The following is a 20,146-nucleotide window of genomic DNA, read 5'->3' as shown; positions in this document are numbered from 1 at the left end:
GCCGCCACGACCTGTCAGCAATGACTGGCACACCGTAGTGACAGGGTCGCGCGAGAACCAAAGGGCCTTCACTCACTCGAGTGACTAGTCGGATGAACGCCAATTTCCTTGCGGGGCTTCGGCGTTCACCCGACCAAGGGGCGACAGGCCGGCTCAGTTGCCGCCGGTACCCGCGCTGAACAGCCACTCCGCCTTGAGCTCGGCGTAGCCCGGCTTGATCACGTCGTTGATCATCGCCAGTCGCTCGTCGAAGGGCAGGAACGCGGACTTCATCGCGTTCACCGTGAACCACTCCAGGTCGCCCAGCGTGTAGCCGAAGGCCTCCACCAGGTGCCCGAACTCCTGGCTCATGCTGGTGCCGCTCATCAGCCGGTTGTCGGTGTTCACGGTGACCCGGAACTTCAGCCGGCTGAGCAGCCCGATCGGGTGCTCGGCGTACGAAGTCGCCGCCGCCGTCTGGAGGTTGGAGGTCGGGCACATCTCCAGCGGGATGCGCTTGTCGCGCACGTACGCGGCCAGCCGGCCCAGCGCGACGCTGCCGTCCTCGTTCACCGTGATGTCGTCCACGATCCGCACGCCGTGGCCGAGGCGGTCCGCGCCGCAGCACTGCAGCGCCTCCCAGATCGACGGCAGGCCGAAGGCCTCGCCGGCGTGGATGGTGAAGTGGTTGTTCTCGCCCTTGAGGTAGTCGAAGGCGGCCTGGTGGCGGGTGGGGGGGTAGCCGGCCTCGGCGCCCGCGATGTCGAAGCCGACGACGCCCTGGTCGCGGTGGCGGTTGGCCAGTTCGGCGATCTCCTGCGAGCGGGCGGCGTGCCGCATCGCGGTGATCAGGGTGCCGATGCGGATCCGGTTGCCCGCCGCACGGGCGTTGGCCTCGCCGAGGCGGAAGCCCTCCTGGACGGCCTCGACGACCTCGTCCAGGGTCAGGCCGCCCTCCAGGTGCTGCTCGGGGGCGTAGCGGACCTCGGCGTACACGACGCCGTCGGCGGCCAGGTCCTCGGCGCAGTCGGCGGCGACCTTGATCAGGGCCTCGCGGGTCTGCATGACGGCGCAGGTGTGCGCGAAGGTCTCCAGGTAGCGGACCAGGGAGCCGGAGTCGGCGGCCTCGCGGAACCACTCGCCGAGTTCCTTGACGTCGGTGGTGGGAAGGCCTTCGTAGCCGGTCGCGGCGGCGAGCTCGACCACGGTCTCCGGGCGCAGCCCGCCGTCGAGGTGGTCGTGCAGCAGGACCTTCGGCGCGCGGCGGATCTGGTCGGGGGTGGGAATGCGCGGGCCGGTGCCCGCGGTGGTGACGGGGATCTGCTTCTCCATTGCGGAAATATAGCCCCTACGCGCGTAGACTCACCACCGGGAACAGCACCGAATGGTCCAAACTCCCCCCGGAATTCCACCGGCCGGTCCATACGATCCGCCAAATCAGTCGTGGTGCAGCAGCCGCCCCCGCCGGGACAGCACGAAATCCCGGAACGCCCCCACCGGCGGCGTCAGCGGCCGCCCCGTCGCCCAGGCCAGGCCGATCGCCCGCCGGGTCCGCGGCGCGGTCACCTCCAGCTCCACCACCCCGGGCCGCGGCACCAGGGCCGGCGGCAGCAGCGCCACCCCCAGCCCGGCCGCCACCAGCCCGCGCAGGGTCTCGGTCTCCTCCCCCTCGAACGCCAGCCGGGGCACGAATCCGGCCCGGGCGCAGAAGCCGTCCGTGATCATGCGCAGCCCGTACCCCTGCTCCAGCCCGACGAACGGCTCCTCGGCCACCTCCGCCAACCGGATCCGCCGCCGCCCGGCCAGCCGGTGGTCCGCCGGGACGACCAGGTGCAGCCGCTGCTCGTCCAACGGGCGGGCGGTGAAGGCCGGGTCGTCCGGCAGCGGCGCGACCAGGCACAGGTCCAACTCGCCCGCCCGCAGCCGCTCCAGCATCGCCATGCCGTAGTCCTGCACCAGCTGGAACCGCACCTGCGGGTGCGCCGCCCGGAAGCCGCGCAGCAGCGCCGGAACGGCGTCCGGCCCCATCGTGTGCAGGAAACCGAAGGCCACCCGCCCCACCGCCGGGTCCGCCTCCGCCCGAGCCGCCTCCGCGCCGCGCTCCAGCTCCGCCAGCGCCCGCTCCACCGAAGTCAGCAGCAGCCGCCCCGCCCTGGTCAGCCGGACCGTCCGGCCCTGACGGGCCAGCAGGTCCACCCCCAGCTCGTCCTCCAGCCGGGCCACCGCGCGCGACAGCGTCGGCTGCGGCACCCCGAGCAGCGCCGCCGCCTGCGTCACGTGCTCCAGCCGGGCCACCGCGGCGAACTGCGCCAGCCGGGGCGCCAGCAGCACGGCCGGCTCCTCCGGCCCCAACTCGGCCGCCCGGTACCGCTGCTCCGTTCCGTCCGACCCGTCCGCCACGGCCATCCGCGCCTCACCTCGACTCATACGCCAGTGCATCGATCATCCACTCTTCATGCATTGGACGCATCAACCGCGCCAGGCCTACGGTCGAGGACATGCAGCCCGCCGATACCAGGGCATCCGTGCCCGCCCCGGATGCCTCCACCGCCCGCACCCCCGACCACGACGACCGCCACCGCCCCGGCCAGCGCGACTTCCGCCGCGCCAACCTCGCCCTGTTCGCCGCCGGGATCGCGACCTTCGTCCTGCTCTACTCCACCCAGGGCCTGCTGCCGATCCTCTCGGCCGATCTCGACCTCACCCCCGGCCAGGCCAGCTGGACGGCCTCCGCCGCCACCCTCGGCCTCGCCCTCGGGCTGCTCCCGGCCAGCGCGCTGTCCGACAGGTACGGCCGCACCGCCGTGATGACGGCCTCCACCCTCGCCGCCTCCACCCTCGCCGTCGCCCTGCCCTTCGCGCCCGACCTCACCACCCTCGTCGTGCTGCGCGTCCTGCAGGGCGCCGTGCTCGCCGGCCTGCCCGCCACCGCGATGGCCTACCTCGCCGAAGAGGTCCACCCCAGCGCGCTGGCCTCCGCGATGGGCCTGTACGTGGCCGGCAACAGCATCGGCGGCATGGGCGGCCGGCTGCTCTCCGGCTGGACCGCCGCCGCCCTCGGCTGGCGCTGGGGCCTGGCCGCCTCCGCCGCCCTCGCCCTGCTCGCCGCACTCGCCTTCCGGCTGCTGATCCCCGCCGCCCGGCACTTCACCCCGGCCCCGGTGGACGCCCGCGCGCTCGCCCGTACGGTCGGCCGGCACCTGCGCAACCCGCTGCTGGTGCGGCTGTACGCGCTCGGGATGCTGTTCATGGCGGTGTTCGGCGCGGTCTACAACACCGCCGGCTACCGGCTGATCGCCGCACCGTTCCACCTGCCGGAGTCGGTCGCCGCCTCGATCTTCGTGGTCTACCTGGTCGGCACCGGCACCTCCGCCGCGGCCGGCCGGCTCTCCGCCCGCCTCGGCCGCCGCGGCGCCCTCTACGTCGCCATCGGCGTCACCGCCACCGGCCTGCTGCTCTCGCTCGCCGACTCGCTGCCCTGCGCCCTGCTCGGCCTGGTCCTGATCACCGCCGGCTTCTTCGCCGGCCACGCCACCGCCTCCGCCGCCGTCGGCCGCACCGCCACCGAGGGCCGCGCCCAGGCCTCCGCCCTTTACCTGATCGCCTACTACCTGGGCAACAGCCTCGGCGGCACCCTCGGCGCCGACGCCTACCACTCCACCGGCTGGCCCGGCGCCGCCACCGTCGGCCTCACCGCCATGACCCTGGCCGCCGCGGTGACGCTCTACGCCACCCACCAGGCGCACGCCGTCCGGCGCGAGGGAAGAGTGGGCAGACTTTCCGCCAGGTAGACTTTCCCCATGGCAGACCTCAAGCGCCGTCGTCGTCCCCACCTGGTGTCCACCCCCGTGCGGAAGAAGGGCGTGGTCACCATCCCGCAGGAGATAAGAGAGCAGTTGGACCTCCAGGAGGGCGACCACCTGGTGGTCGCCGTGGAGGACGGTCGCATCGTCCTCACTCCTGCCTCCGTCATCCCCGACGACCAGGCATGGTTCTGGAGCGGTTCCTGGCAGGAGAAGGAACAGGAAGTCGAGGAGGCGATCGCTGCGGGCGAGCGCGGCGAGGTGTTCCAGGACGGCGAGGAGTTCCTGCAGTCGCTCGCCGACGAGGCCGGGCTGGACCTGGGGGAGATCAAGCGCCGTGCCGACGCATGAGTCACTGGCCCACTTCCTGCGCGACTGGAAGGGCCTGACCGCGGCGCAGAAGGCCGCGTTCCTCGTCGCGGTTGCCCAATTCGTCTCCGACCTTCACGCCGGCCGGGGCTTCCGCCGGGGCCTGCGGGTGAAGAAGATGCAGGGGCATCCAGACGTCTGGGAGATGACGTGGGCGCCCGACGGCCGGGCGACCTTCAGCTACGGGACGTCCCTCCAGGACGGCGAGCCGCATATCGTCTGGCGCCGGATCGGCACCCACGACATCTTCGGCCGACCATAACGGCGCCCGAACACATGACAGGAGCCCGTACCCGGTCGACGGGTACGGGCTCCTGGGCACCTGCTCTGGCGGACGACGCCTCGAAACGGAGGGTGGGCTCAGCGTCGAGCGTCGTCGGATACTCGGCCAAGCAATCGACGCGGTCCTCGGCCAGGGCGTAGTACCTCGGCGGAAGCCCGATGAGCCAGTCGCGGACTTCCGGTTCGATCTCGACCGTGAAGCGGTCGACTCCCATGTGCGGCAACGCAAGCCACGCTGCCGCACAAGGAGTAATCGCATGACTACGCGATGCGGTCCAGCACGATCGGGTTCGGGGTGAACGCCGTGCCCTCCGGGCTGACCTGGATGCCGCCCGCCAGCGCCTCGATGGCGTAGTCGTAGCGCTCCGGGGTGTCGGTGTGGAGGGTCAGCAGGGGCTGGCCGGCCACCACGGTGTCGCCGGGCTTGGCGTGCATCTCGACGCCGGCGCCGGCCTGGACCGGGTCCTCCTTGCGGGCGCGGCCGGCGCCCAGGCGCCAGGCGCAGACGCCGATGGCGTAGGCGTCCAGCTCGGTGAGCACGCCGGAGGCGGGCGCGGGGATGACGTGCTGCTCGCGGGCGACCGGGAGCGGGGCGTCGACGTCACCGCCCTGGGCGGCGATCATGCGGCGCCAGTGGTCCATCGCGGAGCCGTCGCGCAGGGCGTCGGCCGGGTCCTTGCCGTGCACGCCGGCCGCGGCGAGCATCTCGCGGGCGAGCGCGAGGGTGAGCTCGACGACGTCGGCCGGGCCGCCGCCGGCCAGCACCTCGACGGACTCGCGGACCTCCAGCGCGTTGCCCGCGGTGAGGCCGAGCGGGGTGGACATGTCGGTGAGCAGGGCGACGGTGTTGACCCCGGCGGTGGTGCCCAGTCCGACCATGGTGCGGGCGAGTTCGCGGGCGTCGTCCAGGTTCTTCATGAAGGCGCCGGAGCCGACCTTGACGTCCAGCACCAGCGCGCCGGTGCCCTCGGCGATCTTCTTGGACATGATCGAGGAGGCGATCAGCGGGATGGCCTCGACGGTGCCGGTGACGTCGCGCAGCGCGTACAGCTTCTTGTCGGCCGGCGCGAGGCCGTCGCCGGCCGCGCAGATGACCGCGCCCGCGTCGCGCAGCACGTCCATCATCTCGTCGTTGGAGAGCAGGGCGCGCCAGCCGGGGATGGACTCCAGCTTGTCCAGGGTGCCGCCGGTGTGGCCGAGGCCGCGGCCGGACAGCTGCGGGACGGCGGCGCCGCAGGCGGCGACCAGCGGGGCGAGCGGGAGGGTGATCTTGTCGCCGACGCCGCCGGTGGAGTGCTTGTCACTGGTGGGCAGCGGGAGCGAGGAGAAGTCCATCCGGACGCCCGAGCGGATCATGGCGTCGGTCCACCGGCTGATCTCGCGCGGCTTCATGCCGTTCAGCAGGATCGCCATGGCCAGCGCGGACATCTGCTCGTCGGCGACCTCGCCGCGGGTGTAGGCGTCGATGACCCAGTCGATCTGAGCGTCGCTCAGCTCTCCGCGGTCGCGCTTGGTCCTGATGACGGAGATGGCGTCCATGCGTGCTCCAAGAGGGGTTCAGATGCGTCAAACAGATGCGGCAAATGCGAAGAGTGCCGCGAGATGACCGGGTTCCGGCCCACTCGCGACACTCTACGCGCGTAACAAGAATCGAGGCTAGAGCCGCTCCGGCCCGAACGCGTCGGGCAGGACCTCGCTCATCGGCTTCACGCCGGAGGCCAGGTCGATCAGCAGATCGGGACCACCGTGCTCGTACAGCAGCTGGCGGCAGCGCCCGCACGGCATCAGGAGTTCGCCCGCGCCGTCGACGCAGGTGAAGGCGACCAGCCGGCCACCGCCGGAGGCGTGCAGCGCGGACACCAGCCCGCACTCGGCGCACAGCCCGAGCCCGTACGAGGCGTTCTCCACGTTGCAGCCGCTGACCAGCCGGCCGTCGTCCACCAGGGCCGCCGCGCCGACCGGGAACTTGCTGTACGGGGCGTACGCGTGGCCCATCGCCTCGCGCGCCGCCTCGCGCAGCCGCTCCCAGTCGATCACGGGGGCCGTCACTTGCCCTGACCCTTGCGGTAGATCTGACCGTCCGCCTTGGGCATCCGCAGTCGCTGCGACGCCAGCGAGAGCACCACCAGGGTGATCACGTACGGCGTGGCGACGATCAGCGGACGCTGCACCTCGTCGGTCAGCGCGTACCAGGCACCCAGACCGCCGGCCACCACGAGGGAGATCACCGTCGCGGTGAACTTGCGGCGGTACAGCTGCCACAGGGCGAGCAGGATCATCGCGATGCCGACGATCAGGATCAGCACGTGCACCGACTCCGGGTCGCGCAGCTGGAGGCTGTCGGTGAAGCCGAACAGGCCGGCGCCCATGGCGAGACCGCCGGGCATCCAGTTGCCGAAGATCATCGCGGCGAGGCCGATGAAGCCGCGGCCCAGGGTCTGGCCGTCCTTGTAGAAGTGCGCGGCGACCAGCGAGAGGTACGCACCGCCGAGGCCCGCGAAGGCGCCGGAGGCGATGACCGCCAGGTACTTGTACTTGTAGACGTTGACGCCCAGCGACTCGGCGGCGGTCGGGTTCTCACCGCAGGAGCGCAGCCGCAGGCCGAACACCGTGCGCCAGAGCGCGAAGTAGCTGACCACGATCAGCGCACCGGCCAGGATCACGACCACCGAGATGTTGGTGACCAGACCGCCGAGCACGCCCGCGACGTCCGAGACGAAGAACCAGTGGTGGTTCTCGATGTCCTTCAGGCCCGAGGACAGCCCCGGGATCGTGATGTAGGGCAGCGGATCCGCCGGCGGGGACTGGTTCGCCCCGGCACCGGCCGAGATGTAGTCCTTGTAGTAGATCCGGTTGACGTACGCGCAGATGCCGGGGATCAGCAGGTTGATGCCGACGCCGGACACGATGTGGTCGACGCCGAAGGTCACGGTGATGATCGCGTGCAGCAGACCGCCGAGCGCCCCGCCGAGCATGCCGGCCAGCAGACCGACCCACGGGTTGACCAGGTAGCCGGCCCAGGCACCGCAGAAGGTGCCGGCGACCATCATGCCTTCGAGACCGATGTTGACCACACCGGCCCGCTCGGACCAGAGACCGCCGAGACCGGCCATGCCGATCGGCACGGCGGCGCTGAGCGCGGCGGTGACCTGACCCGAGGAGGTCAGCGAGTGGTTGCCGGTGGCCATGCCCACGGCGGAGAACAGCACCAGGGCACCCGCGATCAGCAGGAGCACCACGGGCCAGGACAGCTTGCGCTTCTTCGCAGGCGCGCCCGGCGCCTTCGGACGAGCGGCAGTAGCGGTGCTCATGCCCGCACCTCGCTTCGCTCGGCGCGTGCTTCGCACAACGCGCTGTACTTCTTGGCTCGCTCACTACGCTCGGTCACGAGGCCACCTCCTTCTTCTCAGTGGCCGCGGCCTGGGCGGCGAGCTCGGCGCCGACCTTCTGCTGCTGGCGCTTCAGGCCGTAGCGGCGCACCAGCTCGTACGCGACGACGACACAGATGACGATGGTGCCCTGCATGACCGAGACGATCTCGGACGGGAAGCCGCCCTGCAGGGGCAGCTGCGCGCCGGTGGCGTCCAGGAAGGCGAACAGCAGGGCCGCGAAGGCCATGCCGACCGGGCTGTTGCGGCCGAGCAGGGCGATCGAGATACCCAGGAAGCCCAGGCCGGGCTGGAAGCTCTGGCCGTAGTAGAAGGAGTTCTGCAGCAGCTCGGGCATGCCGATCAGACCGGCGATCCCACCGGAGACGAACATCGAGATGACGACCATCTTCTTGACGTTCACGCCGGAGGCGGTTGCGGCGGACTCCGAGCGGCCGGTGGCGCGCAGGTCGAAGCCGAAGCGGGTGCGGGTCAGGGTGAACTGGAAGAGCACACCGACCAGGATCGCGATGAAGAGGAAGCCCCAGAGGGTGCCGCCGGCCGTCTCGATGCCGAAGAAGTGGCTCGACTGCGAGATCGGCTCGGTCTGGATCGAGTTGCTGGTGCCGCTGACCTTCGGCGCGAAGATGCCGGGGACGAGCAGCAGACCGACGATCGCGAGCGCGATGGCGTTCAGCATGATGGTCGCGATGACCTCGCTGACGCCGCGGTAGACCTTCAGCAGGCCGGCGATGCTCGCGTACAGACCACCGACCAGCATGGCGGTGACCAGCAGCAGCGGGATCTGGATGAACGCCGGCAGGTCGACCTGGGCACCGATGTAGGCCGCGAACAGCGCCGCGACCTTGTACTGGCCCTCGACGCCGATGTTGAACAGGTTCATCCGGAACCCGAACGCGGCGGCCGCGGCGGCCAGGTAGTACGTGGTGGACCGGTTGAGGATCGCCACCTGGCCGTCCGACTTGGTCGCGAACGTGATCATCACGTTCCACGCGTCGAACGGGTTCTTGCCCGAGGTCGCCAGCAGGATCGAGCAGATCGCGACGGACAGCACGACCGCGAGCACCGGCGCCGCCAGTGCGAGCACGATCCGCTCACCGCTGATCCGCTGCGCCAGGCTGCGCTTGGCGGCGGGGTTGGGACTGGTCATGGGTTACTCCCCCGCCTGCGGGTCGTCGGCGGTGTCGGTGTGCGGGTGCTCGGCCTCGGCCTCGGTGCCCTCCGCGGCGATGGCCTGCGCCTCGGCGACGGCCTCCGGCTCGGACTCCAGGTGGCCGGCCGCGGCACCGGTCATCGCGGTGCCGAGGTCCTCGGCGGTGACGGTGGCCGGGTCGGCGTCGGCGACCAGGCGGCCGCGGTAGATGACCCGGATGGTGTCGGAGAGGCCGATCAGCTCGTCCAGGTCGGCCGAGATCAGCAGGACGGCCAGGCCCTCGCGCTGGGCGGAGCGGATGTGCTCCCAGATCTGCGCCTGGGCGCCGACGTCCACACCGCGGGTCGGGTGGGCGGCGATCAGCAGCTTGGGCTGGTGGCTCATCTCGCGGCCGATGATCAGCTTCTGCTGGTTGCCGCCGGAGAGCGAGGCCGCGGTGACCTCGATGCCGGGGGTGCGGACGTCGTACTGCTCGACGATCCGCAGGGTGTCCGTCCGGGCGGCGGCCGGCTTGAGCAGCACGCCGCTGGAGTTGGGCCGCTCGGTGACGTGGCCGAGGATGCGGTTCTCCCAGAGCGGGGCCTCCAGCAGCAGGCCGTGCCTGTGGCGGTCCTCGGGGATGTAGCCGATGCCGGCCTCGCGGCGGCCCCGGGTCAGGGTGCCGGAGAGGTTCTTGCCGTCCAGGACGACGGTGCCCGCGTCCAGCGGCAGCATGCCCATGATGGCCTCGACCAGTTCGGCCTGGCCGTTGCCCTCGACACCGGCGATGCCGAGGATCTCGCCCTTGTGGATCCGCAGCGAGATGTCGTCCAGGACGACGCGCTCGATGCCCTCGGCGTCGGTCTTGGCGATCCGCAGGCCCTCGACGTTGAGCATCTCGGTGGTGGTGACGGTCGACTCGCGGCTCTCCGGGGAGGGCAGCTCGGCGCCGACCATCAGCTCGGCCAGCTGACGGGCGGTGACCGCCTTCGGGTCGGCGTCGCCGACCGTGGTGCCGCGCCGGATGACGCTGATCGCGTCGGCCACCGCCAGCACCTCGTGCAGCTTGTGCGAGATGAAGATGACGGTGACGCCCTCGGCCTTGAGCTCGCGCAGGTTGTCGAACAGCGCGTCGACCTCCTGCGGGACGAGCACGGCCGTGGGCTCGTCGAGGATCAGGATCTTGGCGCCGCGGTACAGCACCTTGAGGATCTCGACGCGCTGGCGGTCGGCGACGCCGAGGTCCTCGACCAGCGCGTCCGGGCGCACGCCCAGCCCGTACTGGTCGGAGATCTCCTTGATCTTCGCCTTCGCCTTGGCACCGATGCCGTGGAGCTTCTCGCCGCCGAGGACGACGTTCTCCAGCACCGTGAGGTTGTCGGCGAGCATGAAGTGCTGGTGCACCATGCCGATGCCGCGGGCGATGGCGTCACCCGGGGTGTGGAACTCGCACAGCTCGCCGTTGATCGCGATGGTGCCCTCGTCCGGCCGCTGCATGCCGTAGAGGATCTTCATCAGCGTCGACTTGCCGGCGCCGTTCTCGCCCATCAGGGCGTGCACGGTGCCGGTGCGGACGGTGAGGTTGATGTCGTGGTTGGCCACGACACCGGGGAAGCGCTTGGTGATGCCGCGCAGTTCGACGGCCGGTGTCGCCGTCCCCGCGCTGGGGTTGCCGTCCTTGCGCAGCGGGACGGGGTCTGATGCGGTGATGGCGGTCTCCTGGTGGTCTGGAGGCGCGTCGTTGCGCTCGGAGGGCCAAGGGGGGAAACGGGGGGACGGAACGGGGCCCGGGGGTACGCGTTGAGCGCACCCTGCCGGGCCCCTCCCGTGATCAGTGTCGATCGTCACGCCGCCGATGAGTGGCAGGCGCAGGTCGCGTCCGAGACGCGCGGACCTCAGGAGGTCGGCGCGGTCGGGATGGTGGTGGCGCCGCTCTTGATGGCGTCGGAGGCGGCCTTCAGCTTGTCCTGGATGTCGTCGATCTTGCCGCCGGTGGTGGCGAGACGGACACCGTCGGCCTTCAGGTCGAAGAGCTTGATGCCGGTGAACGGCGTGCCCTGCTTGACCGACTGGATGTACGCGTAGACCGCGTTGTCGACGTTCTTGACCATCGAGGTCAGGATGCTGCCCTTGTACTTGTCCAGAGCGGGCTGCGCGGCCTGGTCGGAGTCGACACCGATGGCGAGCTTGCCCGCGTTGGCGACGGCCTCGATGGCGCCGTTGCCGGAGGAGCCGGCGGCGGAGTAGATGACGTCCGCACCCTTGTCGAGCTGGCCCTGCGCGGCTTCCTTGCCCTTGTCGGGCGAGTTGAAGCCGGTGAAGTCCGGCGGGGTGGTGAGGTAGGTGGTCTCGATCTGGATGTTCGGGTCGACGGACTTGGCGCCCGCCTTGTAACCGGCCTCGAACTTCTTGATCAGCTCGGACTGCACACCACCGATGAAGCCGATGTGGTGGCCCTTCGACTTGTTCGCGGCGGCGACGCCGGCGAGGTACGAACCCTCCTGCTCGGCGAAGACCAGCGAGGTGACGTTGGCCGGCTGGTCCTTGTCGTTCGAGTCGATGATCGCGAACTTGACGTTCGGGTTGTCCTTCGCGACCTTGTCGACGGCCGGCTGGTAGACGAAGCCGACCGCGATGATCGTCTTGTAACCGGCGTCGATCAGGTTCTTGAGGCGGGTCTCCTTGTCGGCCTCGGCCTCGCCCGGCTTGGCCTCGGCCTCGTTGACCGAAACGCCCAGGTCGGACTTGGCCTTGTCCAGGCCGCGGGCGGCGGAGTCGTTGAAGGACTGGTCGCCACGGCCACCGATGTCGTAGGCCATGCCGACCTTGAGACCGTCGGAGGAGCCGGAGGAGGCGTTGTTGTCGGTGCTCTTTGCGCCGCAAGCGGCGAGCGAGGCCATGCCCAGGGAACCCGAGAGCACAACCGCGGCGAGCTTCATTGAACGGCGCAAGGGAGTATCTCCTTCTAACACGCAACCGTTTGGCGTGGTCGGACGCCACCGTAACGCGCGTAGAACACGGTTGTGTTACGGGCTGCCAGAGCATTCGGGTTGTTATCAAACCGTGGTCTGAAGCCCTTCCGAAGGCTCTGATCCCGCACGCGGACGGCGATCCGAGACTTGGTCCGGCCCAGTTTACGGAACCGCCCCGGCGCCCCGGATCTCAACGAGCCGATCACGGGCGGGCCACAGCCCGCACAGAAGCGGTCAGATCCGGTCGTCCTCCAGGGCCAGCGCCGCGAACAACTCCACACCCACGCCGATCGCCCGCTCGTCCACGTCGAACCGGCCCTGGTGCAGGTCCCGGACGGTGGTGTCGCCGGGGGCGCGGACCCCGAGGCGGGCCAGCGCGCCCGGGGCGTGCTCCAGGTACCAGGAGAAGTCCTCACCGCCCAGGCTCTGCTCGGTGCCCTCCACCACCTGGGCGCCGCCCTGACCGAACCGGGCGGTCATCGCCGCCTCCAGCCGGGCGACCGAGACCGCCTCGTTGACCACCGGCGGGACCCCGCGGTGGTAGTCCAGCGTCCACTTGGCCCGGTAGGTCTCGGCGAGCTTGGCGATCAGCTCGTGCAGCAGGTCCGGCGCCTCGCGCCAGCCGTCCAGCTCCAGGCAGCGGACGGTCCCCTCCAGTTCGGCGTGCTGCGGGATGACGTTGGGCGCGGAGCCGGAGGTGATCCGGCCCCAGACCAGGCTGACGCCCCAGCGCGGGTCCATCCGGCGGGCCAGCGCGCCCGGCAGGTCCGCGGCCATCCGGGCGATCGCGGTCACCAGGTCGGTGGTCAGGTGCGGGCGGGCGGTGTGCCCGCCGGGGCCGTCCAGGTGCAGCACCAGCCGGTCGCAGGCCGAGGTGATCGCGCCGACCCGCAGGGCGATCCGGCCGACCTCCACCTTCGGATCGCAGTGCACCGCGAAGATCCGGCCGACGCCGTCCATCCCGCCCGCGCCGATGACGTCCAGGGCACCGCCCGGCATGACCTCCTCGGCCGGCTGGAACACCAGCCGGACCGGGCGGCGCAGCTCGCCGGTGCGGACGGCCTCGGCCAGCACCAGGCCGAGACCGAGCACCACCGAGGTGTGCACGTCGTGGCCGCAGGCGTGGGCCCGGCCGGGGACGGTCGAGCGGTACGGCACGTCGGACTTGGCGTCGTCGATCGGCAGCGCGTCGATGTCGGCGCGGAAGGCCAGGAACTCGGTGCCCGGGGCGGTGCCGGCCGGGACGACGTCGACCAGCAGGCCGGTGCCGCCGGGCAGCACCCGCGGCTCCAGGCCCGCCGCCACCAGCCGGTCGCGCAGCAGGTCGGTGGTGCGGAACTCCTGGCGGCCCAGCTCCGGGTGCCGGTGCAGATCACGCCGGAAGGCGATCAGCTCGGGCTCCAGCCTCCGGACCCGGTCCCGCAGTTCGGCGGCGGGGCGGGCGGCGGCGAGAGTGGTGCCCGGCTGAGCGGGCTCAGGACGGTTCATCTCCCCAAGACTAGGCCCCTTGGGGGGATTTGGCCCGACTTCCGGAAAACCAGTCCCCGGATGGGCGCATACCGGCCGGATAGGTGGGTATGACATCTCGTTTCCGCCGCCTTCCCCGGGTTGCTTGTCCTGCGCAACGATCCCCCGGGCCGGCGGTCACGGCCCCCACCCGCTCGACGGCCGACGGTGCTTGACAGCCGTTCAGGAACGTTCACGAACATTCACGGACTATCGCGAACGACCAGTAACACTCAGAAGCGCTCCACCGGAGCGTACGTGCCCCACACCCCGCGCAGCGCGTCGCAGACCTCGCCGACGGTGGCCCGGGCGGCCAGCGCCTCCTTCATCGGGTACAGCACGTTCTCCGGGCCCTCCGCGGTGCGGCGCAGCGCGTCCAGCGCCCGGGTGACGGCCGTGGCGGAGCGCCCGGCCCGCAGCCGGGCCAGCCGTTCGGCCTGCTGCCGCTCGATCGCCGGGTCCACCCGCAGCGGCTGGTAGGGCTCCTCCTCGTCCAGCCGGAAGCGGTTGACGCCGACCACCGTGCGCTCGCCGGAGTCGGTCTCCTGCTGGATGCGGTAGGCGGTGCGCTCGATCTCGCCCTTCTGGAAGCCCCGCTCGATCGCGGCCACCGCGCCGCCCTGCTCCTCGACCCGGGCCATCAGCGCCAGCGCGGCCGCCTCGACCGCGTCGGTCAGCGACTCGACCGCGTAGGAACCGGCGAAGGGGTCGACGGTGGCGGTCACGTCGGTCTCGTGGGCGAGCACCTGCTGGGTGCGCAGGGCCAGCCGGGCGGCCTTCTCGGTGGGCAGCGCGATCGCCTCGTCGAAGCTGTTGGTGTGCAGCGACTGGGTGCCGCCGAGCACCGCGGCGAGCGCCTGCACCGAGACCCGGACCAGGTTCACCTCGGGCTGCTGGGCGGTGAGCTGCACCCCGGCGGTCTGGGTGTGGAAGCGCAGCATCTGCGAACGGGGGTCCCTCGCGCCGAACTCCTCCCGCATGATCCTGGCCCAGATCCGGCGGGCGGCGCGGAACTTGGCGACCTCCTCGAGGAGCGTGGTGCGGGCCACGAAGAAGAAGGAGAGCCGGGGCGCGAAGTCGTCCACGGCCATCCCGGCGGCGAGCGCGGTCCGGACGTAGGCGATCCCGTTGGCCAGGGTGAAGGCGATCTCCTGCGCCGGATCGGCCCCGGCCTCGGCCATGTGGTAGCCGGAGATGGAGATGGTGTTCCAGCGCGGGATCTCGGCCCGGCAGTACCGGAACACGTCGGCGACCAGCCGCAGCGAGGGCTGCGGCGGGAAGATGTAGGTGCCGCGGGCGATGTACTCCTTCAGCACGTCGTTCTGCACCGTGCCGGTGAGCGCCGAGGGCGCCACCCCCTGGGCCTCGCCGACCAACTGGTAGAGCAGCAGGAGCAGGGCGGCCGGCGCGTTGATGGTCATCGAGGTGGACACCTCGCCGAGCGGGATGCCGTCGAAGAGCACCGCCATGTCCTCGATGCCGTCCACGGCCACGCCGACCTTGCCGACCTCCCCGGCGGCGAGCGGCGCGTCCGAGTCGTAGCCCATCTGGGTGGGCAGGTCGAAGGCCACCGAGAGGCCGGTCCCGCCGCCCGCGATCAGCTGGCGGTAACGGGCGTTGGACTCGGCGGCGGTGCCGAAGCCCGCGTACTGGCGCATCGTCCACGGCCGGCCGGTGTACATCGTCGGGTAGACGCCCCGGGTGTACGGGTACTCCCCCGGCCGGCCCAGCCGGGCGTCCGGGTCCCAGCCGGCCAGCGCCTCGGGGCCGTAGAGCGGATCGATCGGACAGCCTGATTCCGAAAGGCGGGCGGATTCGGCGGGGCGCGGCATCGGTCCTCCACGGGAACGGCGGGGGCGCGGGGTCGGTCCTCCCAACCTAGGGCGCAGCCGGGCGGCGGGTGCGCGCCGAGCCGAAGGGCGCGCCGGTGCGGGAGAACCCGGAAGCGATCGGACGAGAACGCGGTTGAGATGATCGGGTGAACGACCGGATGAGCCCCAGGGAGTGGCAATGACCGAGCAGAAGGTGGCCGTGGTCACCGGTGCCAGCAGCGGAATCGGCGCGGCGACCGCCCGCCGGCTGGCCGACGAGGGCTTCGAGGTGGTGCTGACCGCCCGCCGGACCGAGCGGATCGAGGCGCTGGCCAAGGAGATCGGCGGACGGGCGTACACCCTCGACGTCACCGACCGGGCCGCCGTGGACGCCTTCGCGGCCGAGGTCGGCCGGGTGGACGTCCTGGTGAACAACGCCGGCGGCGCGATCGGCGCCGAGAGCGTCGAGCACGGTGACCCGGCCGACTGGCGGGCCATGTACGAGGTGAACGTGCTCGGCGTGCTGCACGTGACGCAGGCGCTGCTGCCCGCGCTGCGCGCCACCGGCGACGGCACGGTGCTGGTGCTCTCCTCGACCGCCGCGCTGGCTGCGTACGAGGGCGGCGGCGGGTACGTCGCGGCCAAGCACGCCGCGCACACCATCGCGGCGACGCTGCGGCTGGAGCTGTGCGGGGAGCCGATCCGGGTGATCGAGATCGCCCCCGGCATGGTGAAGTCCGAGGGCTTCGCGATCACCCGCTTCCGCGGTGACGAGGACAAGGCCGCCGCCGTGTACGCGGGTGTGGCCGAGCCGCTGACCTCGGAGGACATCGCGGACACCGTGGCCTGGGCGGTCACCCGGCCCTCGCACGTGAACATCGACCTGCTGGTGGTCCGGCCCCGGGCGCAGGCCGCCAACCACAAGGTCCACCGCGGCTGACCCGCGACGGGCGGGAGGCCCGGCCCCCGATCGAACACGCGTCGTACACGAGTGGTACACACGTGCGATGACGATCTTCCGGGCCGCCCGCCCACGGGTCCTGCTGACCGCCGTGGCGGCAGGCGCCCTCCTGCTCACGTCCGCCTGCGACGACTCCGCCACGACGGCCCAGGACAAGGCCTCCGGCACCGCCGCGCCCTCCGCCGCGAGCCCCACCGCCACCCCGACCCCGACCCCGAAGCCCAAGGGCGAGGCCGACCCGGCGCTCAAGCCGTTCTACGGCCAGCAGATCACCTGGGCGGACTGCCCGGCCGACCCCAAGGCCGAGCACGCGAAGATCGACGTCTCCGCCATGCGGTGCGGCAAGCTGCACGTCCCGCTCGACTACGCCAACCCCACCGCCGACGCGATCGACCTCGCCCTGATCAAGTACCCGGCGACCGCCAGGGACCAGCGGATCGGCTCGCTGATGGTCAACCCGGGCGGCCCCGGCGCCTCGGGCGTCGAGATGGTCAAGTACGGCGCCAAGGACTTCGACGGCACCCTGCACACCCGCTTCGACGTGATCGGCTTCGACCCGCGCGGCACCGGCGACAGCTCGCCGGTGGTCTGCTACGACGACAAGCAGCTGGACGCCCTCAATCAGCTGGACGCGCCGGACGACCGCGCCGAGCGCAAGGCCGAGCACGTCAAGCAGTCCACCGAGCACGCCGCCGCCTGCCAGGCCAAGTCCGGCAAGCTGCTGCCCTTCGTCGGCACCCGCAACACCGCCCGCGACCTGGACGTGCTGCGCGCCGTCGTCGGCGACCGCAAGCTCAACTACCTCGGCATCTCCTACGGCACCTACCTCGGCGCCCTGTACGCCGAGGAGTTCCCGCAGAACACCGGCCGGCTGATCCTGGACGGCGCCGTCGACCCGGCCCAGGACACCCTGGACCACGGCGTCGACCAGCAGGTCGGCTTCGAGAAGTCCTTCGAGCGCTTCGCCGCCGACTGCGTGGACAACCACCCCGACGAGTGCCCGCTCGGCACGGACCGGACCAAGGCCGCCAAGAAGGCCGCCGACTTCCTGGACGGCCTCCACGACCACCCGCTGACCACCAAGGACGGCCGCGAGCTCGGCCGCGACATGGCCTGGACCGGCGTCATCTCGCTGCTCTACGGCGACGAGAAGACCGCCTGGCAGTACCTGCGGGCCAGCCTCGGCTGGGCCATGAAGCGCGACAAGGGCGACTACCTGATGGCCTTCGCCGACGACTACAACGGTCGCGACGAGAACGGCCACTACAGCCCGATGGACGAGGCCAACGGCGCGATCAGCTGCGCCGACGCGGCCCGCCCCGCGCCGACCCCCGAGCACGCCCAGCAGGCGGTCGACCGGCTGCTCGCCGAGGCGCCGCTGCTGTCCAAGGGCGTCACGGTGGACGACTACCTGGAGCCCGGCTGCGCCTACTGGCCGTTCAAGACCCAGGAGAAGCCCCACACCATCCGGGCCGAGGGCGCCGCACCGATCCTGGTGGTCGGCAGCACCGGCGACCCGGCCACCCCGTACGCCTCGGCCGAGAAGCTGGCCAAGGGCTTCGCCAAGGCGACCCTGCTCACCCGGGTCGGCGAGGGCCACGGCGCCTTCGGCAAGGGCAACACCTGCATCGACCAGGCCATGGACGCCTACCTGACCGACGGCACGATGCCGGCCGAGGGGACCCGTTGCAGCTGAGCCGCCGGTGAGCCGAACAGCGGACGAAGGCGGGGAGGGCGATGACGCGCAGGTGTCAACGTCACAACTTGATAGCTCGTCCGGATGAATTCCGCGTGCGCCCTCCCCAACTGATTACCACTCAACTACCTTTGAGGAGCTGCCCGACCGGCGCCGAGCGCCCCCTCCGCAGCCCCATACTTCAGGTGCTCCACCACCCACCGGCCCCTTCCCGCCCTCCCGAGGAGGACCCGCTGGCCAGCGACATCCCGTCACAGCGGCCCGACGCCAGCACCGAACCGGCCCTCCTCGGGCTGCACCGCTTCAACGAAGCGGACGCCGGCGCCGCCGAGGAGGCCCTGCTGGCCTGCTGCGGCAGCCACCGCTGGGCCCTGCGGCTCACCGCACACCGTCCGTACCCCGACCTAGGGTCCCTGCTGGCCGCCGCCAGCGAGGCCTCCTACGACCTGCGCCCGGCCGACCTGGCCGAGGCACTGGCCGACGAGAGCTGGATGCCGCAACCGCTGCTCGGCATGCGCGCGCCGGGCAGCCAGGCCGCGCACACCGCACTGCGGGCCGCCCACGCCGCGTACGAGGCCCGGTTCGGCCACGTCTTCGTGGTCTGCCTGGACGGCGTCGACCCGGAGGAGATGCTCGACACCGTGCTCTCCTCCATCCGCACCCGGCTGGCCAACGACCCGGACGAGGAGCGACTGATCGCGGCGGACGAGCTCCGGCGGATCGCCCTCACCCGCCTGGAGCACCTGGTCGCCACCCATTCGGAGGCCGGGGCGCGGTGATTCACCCGCTCACCTCCGGGGCGCTCGGGCCCGGCGCCGACGGTCGTCGCTCCGGCACTCCCTCCTGCGTCGGTCGCTTGCCGCTCCTCGCTTTCGGCACCGGCGCGCCCCTTCGGCTCGGGGCGCGGTGATTCACCCGCTCACCTCCCGGGCGCTCGGGCCCGGTGCCGACGGTCGTCGCTCCGGCACTCCCTCCTGCGTCGGTCGCTGGTCGCTCCTCGCTTTCGGCACCGGCGCGCCCCTTCGGCTCGGGGCGCGGTGATTCACCCGCTCGCCTCCGAGCCGAAGGCGCGCTGAGCCCCGCCCCCGCACCGCCCGCCGGACGACCCGCCCGTCCGGCCCGGCGGCGCCGGCGAACCGGAATCCGCCACCGTGGCGCGACGACCCTGTCACCCAGAGTGAGTAGACTGGGTTTGGTTCCCGCCCCGCTAGGCCAGAAGTGCCTGATTGATCACACATAGGGGCCCCGGAGGCGGTTCCCGACAAGGCGTCGATAGGATGCTGGCGGCCGGTGGACCGTACCCGGCCGGGCTGACCGACACCGAAGCCGGCCGAGCCCCCAATCGCTTCCGGAGGGTTTTTCCGTGCCGGCTGGAACGCTGTACCGCGGCCGGGAAGGCATGTGGAGCTGGGTGGCTCATCGAGTCACCGGCGTCCTCATCTTCTTCTTCCTGTTCGCCCACGTCCTGGACACCGCCCTGGTGCGAGTGTCGCCGGAGTCCTACGACAGCGTCATTAAGACGTACAAGACTCCGCTCGTGAACCTGATGGAGTACGGCCTGGTGGCCGCCATCCTGTTCCACGCGCTCAACGGCCTGCGCGTCGTCGCGGTGGACTTCTGGTCCAAGGGCCCGAAGTACCAGAAGCAGATGCTCTGGACCGTCGTCGGAGTCTGGGTCCTGCTGATGGCCGGCTCCTTCTACGGGATCCTGCAGCACACGCTGATCTCCTGGTTCGGGAAGTGAGCTGACTGATGTCCACGGAAATCTCCGACGCGCTCGTCGTCCCCTCGAAGCAGGCGCACACCGGCCAGGGCCTCGGCACCGGCAACCCGGCCGACGCCTTCGTCATCGAGCCGCCGCGCAAGCGGACCGCGAAGACCCCGCGCCGCACCCGCACCAACTTCGAGATGCTGGCCTGGCTCTTCATGCGCCTGTCCGGCATCGTCCTGGTCGCCCTGATCATCGGTCACCTGTTCATCATGCTGATCATGGACGGCGGCGTCTCCAAGATCGGCTTCGCCTTCGTGGCCGGCCGCTGGGCCTCGCCGTTCTGGCAGGGCTGGGACCTCCTGATGCTGTGGCTCGCCATGCTGCACGGCGCCAACGGCATGCGTCAGGTCATCAACGACTACGCCGAGAAGGACTCGACCCGGCTCTGGCTCAAGGGGCTCATGGGTACCGCCACGGTCTTCACCGTGCTGCTCGGCACCCTGGTGATCTTCACCTTCGACCCCAACATCTGAGC

At 71.2% G+C, this 20,146-nt stretch carries 18 protein-coding genes; 8 read left to right on the top strand and 10 right to left on the bottom strand.

Going from position 1 to position 20,146, the window contains the following annotated elements; all coding sequences use genetic code 11:
• Positions 1–153 precede the first annotated feature (153 nt).
• Positions 154–1,311: an adenosine deaminase gene (locus tag O1G21_RS23435; protein WP_270146559.1), complete on the bottom strand. Its 1,158-nt coding sequence runs from the start codon at positions 1,309–1,311 to the stop codon at positions 154–156.
• A 105-nt stretch (positions 1,312–1,416) separates the two neighbouring features.
• Positions 1,417–2,385, bottom strand: a complete 969-nt coding sequence (locus O1G21_RS23430) for a LysR family transcriptional regulator (RefSeq protein ID WP_270146558.1) — start codon at positions 2,383–2,385, stop codon at positions 1,417–1,419.
• 92 nt (positions 2,386–2,477) lie between these two features.
• Between O1G21_RS23430 and O1G21_RS23425 the strand changes: the two genes are divergently transcribed.
• Genes O1G21_RS23425 through O1G21_RS23415 form a run of 3 tightly spaced genes read left to right on the top strand, consistent with a single transcriptional unit; the run spans position 2,478 to position 4,413 of the window.
• The gene (locus O1G21_RS23425) at positions 2,478–3,770 is read left to right on the top strand and encodes an MFS transporter (RefSeq protein ID WP_270146557.1); all 1,293 of its coding nucleotides are present in this window, start codon (positions 2,478–2,480) and stop codon (positions 3,768–3,770) included.
• Between the two features lie 9 nt (positions 3,771–3,779).
• Positions 3,780–4,133, top strand: a complete 354-nt coding sequence (locus O1G21_RS23420; protein WP_270146556.1) for an AbrB/MazE/SpoVT family DNA-binding domain-containing protein — start codon at positions 3,780–3,782, stop codon at positions 4,131–4,133.
• The gene (locus O1G21_RS23415; RefSeq protein ID WP_270146555.1) at positions 4,120–4,413 is read left to right on the top strand and encodes a hypothetical protein; all 294 of its coding nucleotides are present in this window, start codon (positions 4,120–4,122) and stop codon (positions 4,411–4,413) included. Before O1G21_RS23420 ends, O1G21_RS23415 begins: the two co-directional genes overlap by 14 nt.
• 281 nt (positions 4,414–4,694) lie before the next feature.
• Here the strand turns inward: O1G21_RS23415 and O1G21_RS23410 are convergent, their stop codons facing one another.
• The 8 genes from O1G21_RS23410 to O1G21_RS23375 all read right to left on the bottom strand — a co-directional run bounded on the left by O1G21_RS23410 (position 4,695) and on the right by O1G21_RS23375 (position 15,264).
• The gene (locus O1G21_RS23410; RefSeq protein WP_270146554.1) at positions 4,695–5,972 is read right to left on the bottom strand and encodes a thymidine phosphorylase; all 1,278 of its coding nucleotides are present in this window, start codon (positions 5,970–5,972) and stop codon (positions 4,695–4,697) included.
• Positions 5,973–6,089: 117 nt separating this feature from the next.
• Positions 6,090–6,482 (bottom strand): cytidine deaminase, encoded by a 393-nt coding sequence (locus O1G21_RS23405; RefSeq protein WP_270146553.1) that lies wholly within the window; start codon positions 6,480–6,482, stop codon positions 6,090–6,092.
• Positions 6,479–7,744, bottom strand: coding sequence for an ABC transporter permease (locus O1G21_RS23400; RefSeq protein WP_270146552.1), 1,266 nt, complete (start codon positions 7,742–7,744; stop codon positions 6,479–6,481). Before O1G21_RS23400 ends, O1G21_RS23405 begins: the two co-directional genes overlap by 4 nt.
• 73 nt (positions 7,745–7,817) lie before the next feature.
• Positions 7,818–8,972, bottom strand: coding sequence for an ABC transporter permease (locus tag O1G21_RS23395; protein WP_270146551.1), 1,155 nt, complete (start codon positions 8,970–8,972; stop codon positions 7,818–7,820).
• A gap of 3 nt (positions 8,973–8,975) precedes the next feature.
• The gene (locus O1G21_RS23390; RefSeq protein ID WP_405000825.1) at positions 8,976–10,502 is read right to left on the bottom strand and encodes an ABC transporter ATP-binding protein; all 1,527 of its coding nucleotides are present in this window, start codon (positions 10,500–10,502) and stop codon (positions 8,976–8,978) included.
• A 347-nt stretch (positions 10,503–10,849) separates the two neighbouring features.
• The gene (locus O1G21_RS23385) at positions 10,850–11,905 is read right to left on the bottom strand and encodes a BMP family lipoprotein (RefSeq protein WP_270146550.1); all 1,056 of its coding nucleotides are present in this window, start codon (positions 11,903–11,905) and stop codon (positions 10,850–10,852) included.
• Positions 11,906–12,160: 255 nt separating this feature from the next.
• On the bottom strand, positions 12,161–13,414 hold the full coding sequence (locus tag O1G21_RS23380) for an amidohydrolase (RefSeq protein ID WP_270146549.1): 1,254 nt from the start codon (positions 13,412–13,414) through the stop codon (positions 12,161–12,163).
• A gap of 251 nt (positions 13,415–13,665) precedes the next feature.
• Entirely contained in the window at positions 13,666–15,264 is a 1,599-nt protein-coding gene (locus O1G21_RS23375; RefSeq protein ID WP_270146548.1) for an acyl-CoA mutase large subunit family protein, read from the bottom strand.
• A 178-nt stretch (positions 15,265–15,442) separates the two neighbouring features.
• On the opposite strand from O1G21_RS23375, the gene O1G21_RS23370 reads away from it, so the two are divergent.
• From O1G21_RS23370 to sdhD, 5 genes are all read left to right on the top strand, one after another.
• Complete coding sequence (locus O1G21_RS23370; protein WP_270146547.1) at positions 15,443–16,183, top strand: SDR family oxidoreductase; 741 nt, start codon at positions 15,443–15,445, stop codon at positions 16,181–16,183.
• A gap of 67 nt (positions 16,184–16,250) precedes the next feature.
• Complete coding sequence (locus tag O1G21_RS23365; RefSeq protein ID WP_270146546.1) at positions 16,251–17,900, top strand: alpha/beta hydrolase; 1,650 nt, start codon at positions 16,251–16,253, stop codon at positions 17,898–17,900.
• Positions 17,901–18,145: 245 nt separating this feature from the next.
• Positions 18,146–18,679 (top strand): 2-oxo-4-hydroxy-4-carboxy-5-ureidoimidazoline decarboxylase, encoded by a 534-nt coding sequence (locus O1G21_RS23360; RefSeq protein ID WP_405000824.1) that lies wholly within the window; start codon positions 18,146–18,148, stop codon positions 18,677–18,679.
• A 584-nt stretch (positions 18,680–19,263) separates the two neighbouring features.
• Complete coding sequence (gene sdhC / locus O1G21_RS23355) at positions 19,264–19,644, top strand: succinate dehydrogenase, cytochrome b556 subunit (RefSeq protein WP_270146545.1); 381 nt, start codon at positions 19,264–19,266, stop codon at positions 19,642–19,644.
• An 8-nt stretch (positions 19,645–19,652) separates the two neighbouring features.
• On the top strand, positions 19,653–20,144 hold the full coding sequence (gene sdhD, locus O1G21_RS23350; protein WP_270146544.1) for a succinate dehydrogenase, hydrophobic membrane anchor protein: 492 nt from the start codon (positions 19,653–19,655) through the stop codon (positions 20,142–20,144).
• Positions 20,145–20,146: the final 2 nt, after the last annotated feature.

The sequence above is a fragment of the Kitasatospora cathayae genome (genome assembly GCF_027627435.1).
GTDB lineage: Bacteria > Actinomycetota > Actinomycetes > Streptomycetales > Streptomycetaceae > Kitasatospora > Kitasatospora cathayae.
This window is presented reverse-complemented; position numbering and strand designations above follow the sequence as displayed.